The organism is Belnapia moabensis DSM 16746 (assembly GCF_000745835.1).
GTDB lineage: Bacteria > Pseudomonadota > Alphaproteobacteria > Acetobacterales > Acetobacteraceae > Belnapia > Belnapia moabensis.
The window spans coordinates 1-5,840 of the sequence record NZ_JQKB01000173.1 but is presented as its reverse complement, the minus strand read 5'-3'; the positions used below and the strand labels follow the sequence as shown (position 1 = coordinate 5,840).

The following is a 5,840-nucleotide window of genomic DNA, read 5'->3' as shown; positions in this document are numbered from 1 at the left end:
GCTGCAGATAGCCGTGCACCGTGCTCCGCGGCGGCAGGTCGCGTGGCAGGTGACGCCACTGGCAGCCGGTCTCCAGCACATACAGCAAGCCGTTCAGCACCTCGCGCAGGTTCACCGAACGACGGCGCCCGCCGCGCTTGCCGGGCCGGATCAGCGGCGCGATCAGCGCCCACTCCGCATCTGTCAGATCGCTCGGGTAGCGTAGCCCCTCGCGCCCGTACCGCTCTCGATCCGCTGCCGTCCACATGGCAGGAGCTCCGCTGTCTCCATCAATGTCCTGCCACAACGCATTCAGAATGCAGCAGTTCTTCGTGGACGGGCTCTTATACCGCTCGACTTGAGCGACAGACCCCGATGGTCTCTGGTTATGAACTACTTCGGATTTTGGTCCCCACGGCCTGCGGACCGTTCCTAAACCCGCAGGCATTTACCGGCGGGCTGGCACCCGACCTAGGGTTCAATAGGCCCTTATGACCCAGTGAGGCCGCGCGGCTGCGGGATGCCGATAGAGCGACGTTGCAGTTCAGCCAGCCAAACGCTCGCACCTATAAGACCTGTCAGCGCAGCACTGATCCAAACCGCCGGATGGATGAGGCCGACAGCGCTCAAAGTCAGGATGACCGCCGGCAGCCGATACGCAATCCGGGAGGTACTGGCCTGAGGTGGGTTGAACTGCATGGTGCTGCTCCGGTCCTAATTGCTGTGGCGTATCATTCTGGATTCAAAACTGCCCGGGTGGTGACCCATGCAGCATCTGAACTGGCCAAGCAAACAAGAACTGTCTGAAATTTAGCCAAAAATCTCGGGTGTTTGAGCAACCTATGTTCACATGCGCCCATGTGCCCAACTTTGCGGCAAAATCTCTGTTGCGGGCCGGACTGGCCGGTTGCACTCTGGAGATGCGAAGGGATGTTCCCTTCGGCCGTGTGACTGGCGTTTCCTCCCTAAACTCAGGCCGCCCTTCGGGGCGGCCTTCTTTTGTTGCGACAATGCTAAAGCGGCTGCGACATGGTGCCCGGCGCCCTCGCGTTACCTTTCGTGCTCGACAGGCTCGGAGGGCCTACGCAGGCGCCAGCGCAGGGTGTTGATCGCGGCTTCTGGCCAGAGCAGCAGCAACAGCGGCCCTGAGTTCACCGCGGCTGTAGGGCTTCCTCACGAAGGTCATCGCGGGAGGCAGGGGCCTGCCGCTCAGATCGCCGGCATGACCCGTAGTCAGGATCACCGGAAGCTCCGGAAAACGCACGCGGGCCGTGCTGGCGAACTCCAGACCATCCATGCTGCCCGGCATGGAAAGGTCAGTGAGGATCAGGTCCGCCGGGACATCGCCTTCCAACAGGGCCAGTGCGGCATCGGCATCAGTGGCCTCGACGACATGGTAGCGCAGATCGCGCAGCGTCTCTGCCAGCGCCATGCGGACCAAGGCGTCGTCCTCCACAAGCAGCACGGTCTCGCCCAGTCCGGCTTCGGTTTCTGCGGCGGCGAATGGCGGCTCAGGGTTCCGCCGCATGGGCTGGTCGGTTCTGGGCAGCAGGATGGCAACCTCCGTGCCCTTGCCCGGCGCGCTCTCGATTACAGCGGTGCCGCCTGACTGGTGCGCGAAGCCGTGTATCTGCGCGAGACCAAGGCCGGTGCCTTTGCCCGGTCCCTTGGTGGTGAAAAACGGCTCAAAGGCCCTGCGGCGCACATCCTCCGGCATGCCAGGGCCATCATCGCTGACGGCGATCCGCACATAATCCCCATTGGGCGGCCATCCCTCGGACGTTGCCTCAATTCGCTTGGAGCGCAGCGAGATGCTGATGCTTCCCGCGGCCCGGCCGATCGCATCCCGAGCGTTGATGGCAAGGTTGAGCAGCGCGGATTCCAACTGACTCACATCCGCAAGGCATAACCCAATGCCCTCCTCCGGCAGGTCGATGTGCAGCGCGATCCGCTCACCTGCCGTTCGGGCCAGGAGGTTGCGCATTCCCGTAATCACCTCAGCCGGATCGAGAGGCCGCGGATCGAGGCGCTGGCGGCGGGCGAAGGAAAGAAGCTGCGAGGTCAACCCGGCGGCCTTTGCTCCGGCATCCAGGGCGTTGCCTGCAAGCCGCGCCACATCGGGCCGCTCCTCACCGACCCGGCGGCGGATGAGTTCAAGGTTGCCGGTCATGGCTTGCAGCATGTTGTTGAAGTCATGCGCGATGCCGCCCGTGAGTTGACCGATGGCCTCCATCTTCTGCGCCTGGGCAAGCTGCGTCCGCGTGATCTCCAAAGCCTCCGCAGCCGCACGCTGCTGGGTGATGTCGCGCGTCACCTTGGCAAAGCCGACAAGCGTCCCGTTCTCCCGGATGGCGTCGATCACCACGCTGGCCCAGAAGCGGCTCCCGTCTTTTCGGAGGCGCCATCCCTCGCTCTCGTACCGCCCCTCCTCTGCGGCGATCCCCAATGCACGCTCGGCCGCACCTGTGGCGCGGTCCTCCTCGGTGTAAAAGCGCCTAAGGTGCTGGCCGATGATCTCAGATGCCGAGTAGCCCTTGATCCGTTCAGCGCCGGGGTTCCAAGTGGTCACTATCCCGTTCAGGCTCAGCATGTAGATGGCGTAATCGGCGACACCATCCACTAACAACCGGAAGCTCCGCTCGCTTTCGGCCAGCGCCGTCTCGGCCCGCTTACGTGCCGTGACATCGACAAGTGCCGTGATGAGGTGGGTCGGCACCCCGTCGGGCGCACGTTCCAGGCGCGATGAGGCCAACACATCGAGGACCGCTCCATCACGCCGGATGAAGCGGCGAGGCGTGTCCCGCAACTCCGCCGCGGCGGCGAACACTGCCGGAAGCGCCGCCCGCGTCGATGCGCCGCCATCCTCCTGAAAATCACCGACTGACCGGCCGATCACCTGCATCCGCGAGTACCCAAGCAAGTCCAGCCAGCGGTCGGAGACCTCGACGATCCGCCCTTCGACATCGAGGATATGCAAAGGCACGGGTGCGCCGACGAAGTTCGCGCGGTGACGTGCCTCACTCTCGCGCAGCGCCTTGTTGGAGGCCTGCATCAAGCTCGGCGATGGCAAGGCGAGCGCCCTCGGCATCAGCGGCCAGAGCACGATCGCCGCGACGAGGGAGACGGCGGCCGTCAGCGCCTTGACCAAACCTTCAAGCCCGTAAGCCGGAACCCAGAGAGTTAGAAGATCAAGCCAGTGACCGGCGCCGCAAAGCAGAATGAAAGCGGCAAACAGCCACAAGACCGGTTTGAACACGAGATCGCGGCGCCGCCGGGCAAACGAGATCAACGCTAGCGGAATGGAGAAGTAGGCAAGGCCGATAGAGACATCAGACAGCGCATGCGTCCAGATAAGCCAGGGCTCCCAGAGCAGGCAGAAGCCGTGTGGGGTCAAACCGAAAGGATCGAGCAGCCAGCGCGCAAGATCAGACAAGCGGTCCTCCAATCGCCTTGTTAGGTAGGAGGAGCACCGGCAACTCGTCTGAAGGCGACTTTGAGGAGGCCGTGCTGGTCCGGAACTTCAGCGCATTCGGCCGTGCAGTTTTCCCGGGCAGCGATATGCTGGACCAAGGCGACAAGCTCTGTGGGGTCACCGCCGCCGTATTCGACTGTGGTCTCGGCTGCTTGGTTGGCGCCACTACGCAGCCGAGACAGGATGGAGTTGCGGGCATGTTCCAAAGTGGCTCTCCTCGCAAGAGGTTGTGGGTGCGTGTGGTTTGACAACTATAGATTGCATAACTCGCGATTGCGTGCAAGGCCTTTGCGGCAAGACGCCGATTGCGTAATCATATCGCTCAATAAACTATAGGTTGTGTGCAACCATACGCCGAGCCGCACAGGAGAGTTCAGCCATGCCCCTAAGGGTGCTCCTAGCCGAGGACGAGGCGCTGGTCGCCATGGCGCTTGCGGATTGGATGGAGGCCGAGGGGCATCTGGTTGCGACCGCAACGGATGGGATCGAAGCCCTGTCGGCTTTCCGAGAGGGTGACAGCTTCGACCTGCTCGTGACCGATCTGCGCATGCCCCGGCTTGGCGGCGAGGCTTTGATCCGCGCACTGTGGGACGAGCGGCCCGGGCTTCCGGTCCTTGTGGTTACTGGCTCAGCCCCTTTTGGCGGTGCCGAGGCGCTGCGTCGCGAGGTAGGGCATGGTGGCCCTCTCGCTTTGCTGCACAAGCCGCTCGATTTCTCGTCTCTGGCCCAAGCATTACGGGGTCTGACGGCCCTTGCGCCTGTGTGAGCCCGCCAAGGGTGGAGAGCCGATCGTACCGCAGCAGGCGTTGATGGAGCCGATCCCGAGGCACAACTAGCGCCGGCTTACCAACAGCCCGATTCCGCGGCTGTCCCAGGGTAGTGTGCTTCGCTTTGATCCGGAGCACTGTGGCATTTCAGGTGACGGCCTCGGTGGCGACACCAGCCTTTTGCCGAGGTCCGCGCGGCGTCATTGCCGACTTCCGTCGCTGCCCAGCCTGTCGGAACGAGGTGGCGCCATCGACCGCTTTGGCTCTGTTCTGGGCGGACGCACTGCGCTTTGGTGGGATACCCACCTGCGCGCCGTGTCCCTCCCCTACCTCCCTCTGCCATTCTCCATGGTCACCCTGCACCGCCGCTTCCAACGCGGCCGCACGCGCCCAGAACTCCTCGGCCCGCCCCTCGGGGCGACCCTCCTGCTCCCACAAGTAGTAGGCTCGCTCGCGGACACGGCTCTCAAGCTCGGTTGCTGTAGCAGACATGCTCTATCCCCCTGCACGCGGATCAAGGGCAACTTGCCCTCACTTGGGATTATGCCCAAGCGGGAGTGCAGAGGAAAACAGGCAAGTTCCGAGCGGTGGGACCGAGTTCCTTTTGCGGCATGCTGGAGCGGCAGGCAGACGTAAGCCCCTCGACCTTCGGCGCCAGGGCCTCGTGTGGGCTAGTGCGCCCTCTGACGGTAGGTAGCGGTTACTGCCAGCTATATGAGAACTTGGCCTGACGACCGGCTGCGGACCATTGGCCCGACGCCATTTGGCCTTGTTACCTGCTACAGACTGCTGCCCGCGCTGGACATTCCTGGCGTAGCGACAGCGACAATGCCCATCGGGTAAAAACCGGATCGCTGTGCCATCCGGGAAGCGGATCAGCCTTTTCGCACGAGGCGGCTCAACCGCGCATGTAGGCCGATGCGGCGGTGCCAAAAGGCTCCTGTTGCCGGCGGCAAGGCGGCTCCCGGGAGCCCTACCGGCTTCTCCATAGCGGCCTTCGCAGCATCCTGCGCGCGCCAGAGCGCTTCAACCAACTGCCGCAAGGCGGCACCATGCTCGGTCCGTAACCGCTCAATTTCTTCGGCATGAGCCGTCCTCAGATGGTCCAACTCCTGTTTCAGACGCGCTATCTCGGCGGCGTGTTCCGCCCGCTTCAGTGCCTCCCATGCGTATACCCGCTGCTCGGCTTCTAGTGCGCGTTGCCGAGAGCCCGCCACAACGGTGTCTGGGAGCGGAGCGACAGGATACTGGGTTGCCGGTGCCATCTGGTTTGACGCCATCCGCCCCGCAGGCGGAACCGCTTGCTCCGGTGCAGCGACAGCTTTGCCGATGTGCGACAACCCATCCATAATGGAAACACTAACTCGCAAGTGAGCGACCGCGCGAGTTGAGTCTTGGCCCTCGCCAACAACCCATACAAGTGCGCCATCTACGCCACAGGACCGCCGGGCACCTGCCAGCCAAATTACCTATTGATGCGGCCCTCATTGTCTTGATCTGATTGACTGGGGATCCAAGTTCGCGGGCATGAGGCACGTGGACATGCGCAAGCTGCCCGCGGCGGCTCAGGAAGAGCGCCGGCGGCAGGTGGTCGGGCTTCGTCAGCGCGGCCTGACCTTTCG

General features: G+C 63.5%; 4 protein-coding genes. 1 reads left to right on the top strand and 3 read right to left on the bottom strand.

The window, feature by feature from the left end:
* Nucleotides 1-247 (bottom strand): transposase (locus EP26_RS29490; RefSeq protein WP_043342969.1); only part of this gene is annotated, 247 nt, incomplete at its 3' end.
* Between the two features lie 813 nt (nucleotides 248-1,060).
* The gene (locus EP26_RS29485) at nucleotides 1,061-3,412 is read right to left on the bottom strand and encodes a hybrid sensor histidine kinase/response regulator (protein WP_052389857.1); all 2,352 of its coding nucleotides are present in this window, start codon (nucleotides 3,410-3,412) and stop codon (nucleotides 1,061-1,063) included.
* A 418-nt stretch (nucleotides 3,413-3,830) separates the two neighbouring features.
* Between EP26_RS29485 and EP26_RS29480 the strand changes: the two genes are divergently transcribed.
* Nucleotides 3,831-4,217: a response regulator gene (locus tag EP26_RS29480; RefSeq protein WP_043344758.1), complete on the top strand. Its 387-nt coding sequence runs from the start codon at nucleotides 3,831-3,833 to the stop codon at nucleotides 4,215-4,217.
* A 148-nt stretch (nucleotides 4,218-4,365) separates the two neighbouring features.
* Here EP26_RS29480 and EP26_RS34160 read toward each other — a convergent pair whose 3' ends face one another.
* Entirely contained in the window at nucleotides 4,366-4,710 is a 345-nt protein-coding gene (locus EP26_RS34160; protein ID WP_084113140.1) for a DUF2934 domain-containing protein, read from the bottom strand.
* Nucleotides 4,711-5,840 lie beyond the last annotated feature (1,130 nt).

What these genes read in the sequence shown, in the direction of transcription:
- EP26_RS29480 (WP_043344758.1), top strand. Translation starts at nt 3,831, where the DNA reads ATGCCCCTAAGGGTGCTCCTAGCCGAGGACGAGGCGCTGGTCGCCATG.
- EP26_RS34160 (WP_084113140.1), bottom strand. Translation starts at nt 4,710, where the DNA reads ATGTCTGCTACAGCAACCGAGCTTGAGAGCCGTGTCCGCGAGCGAGCC.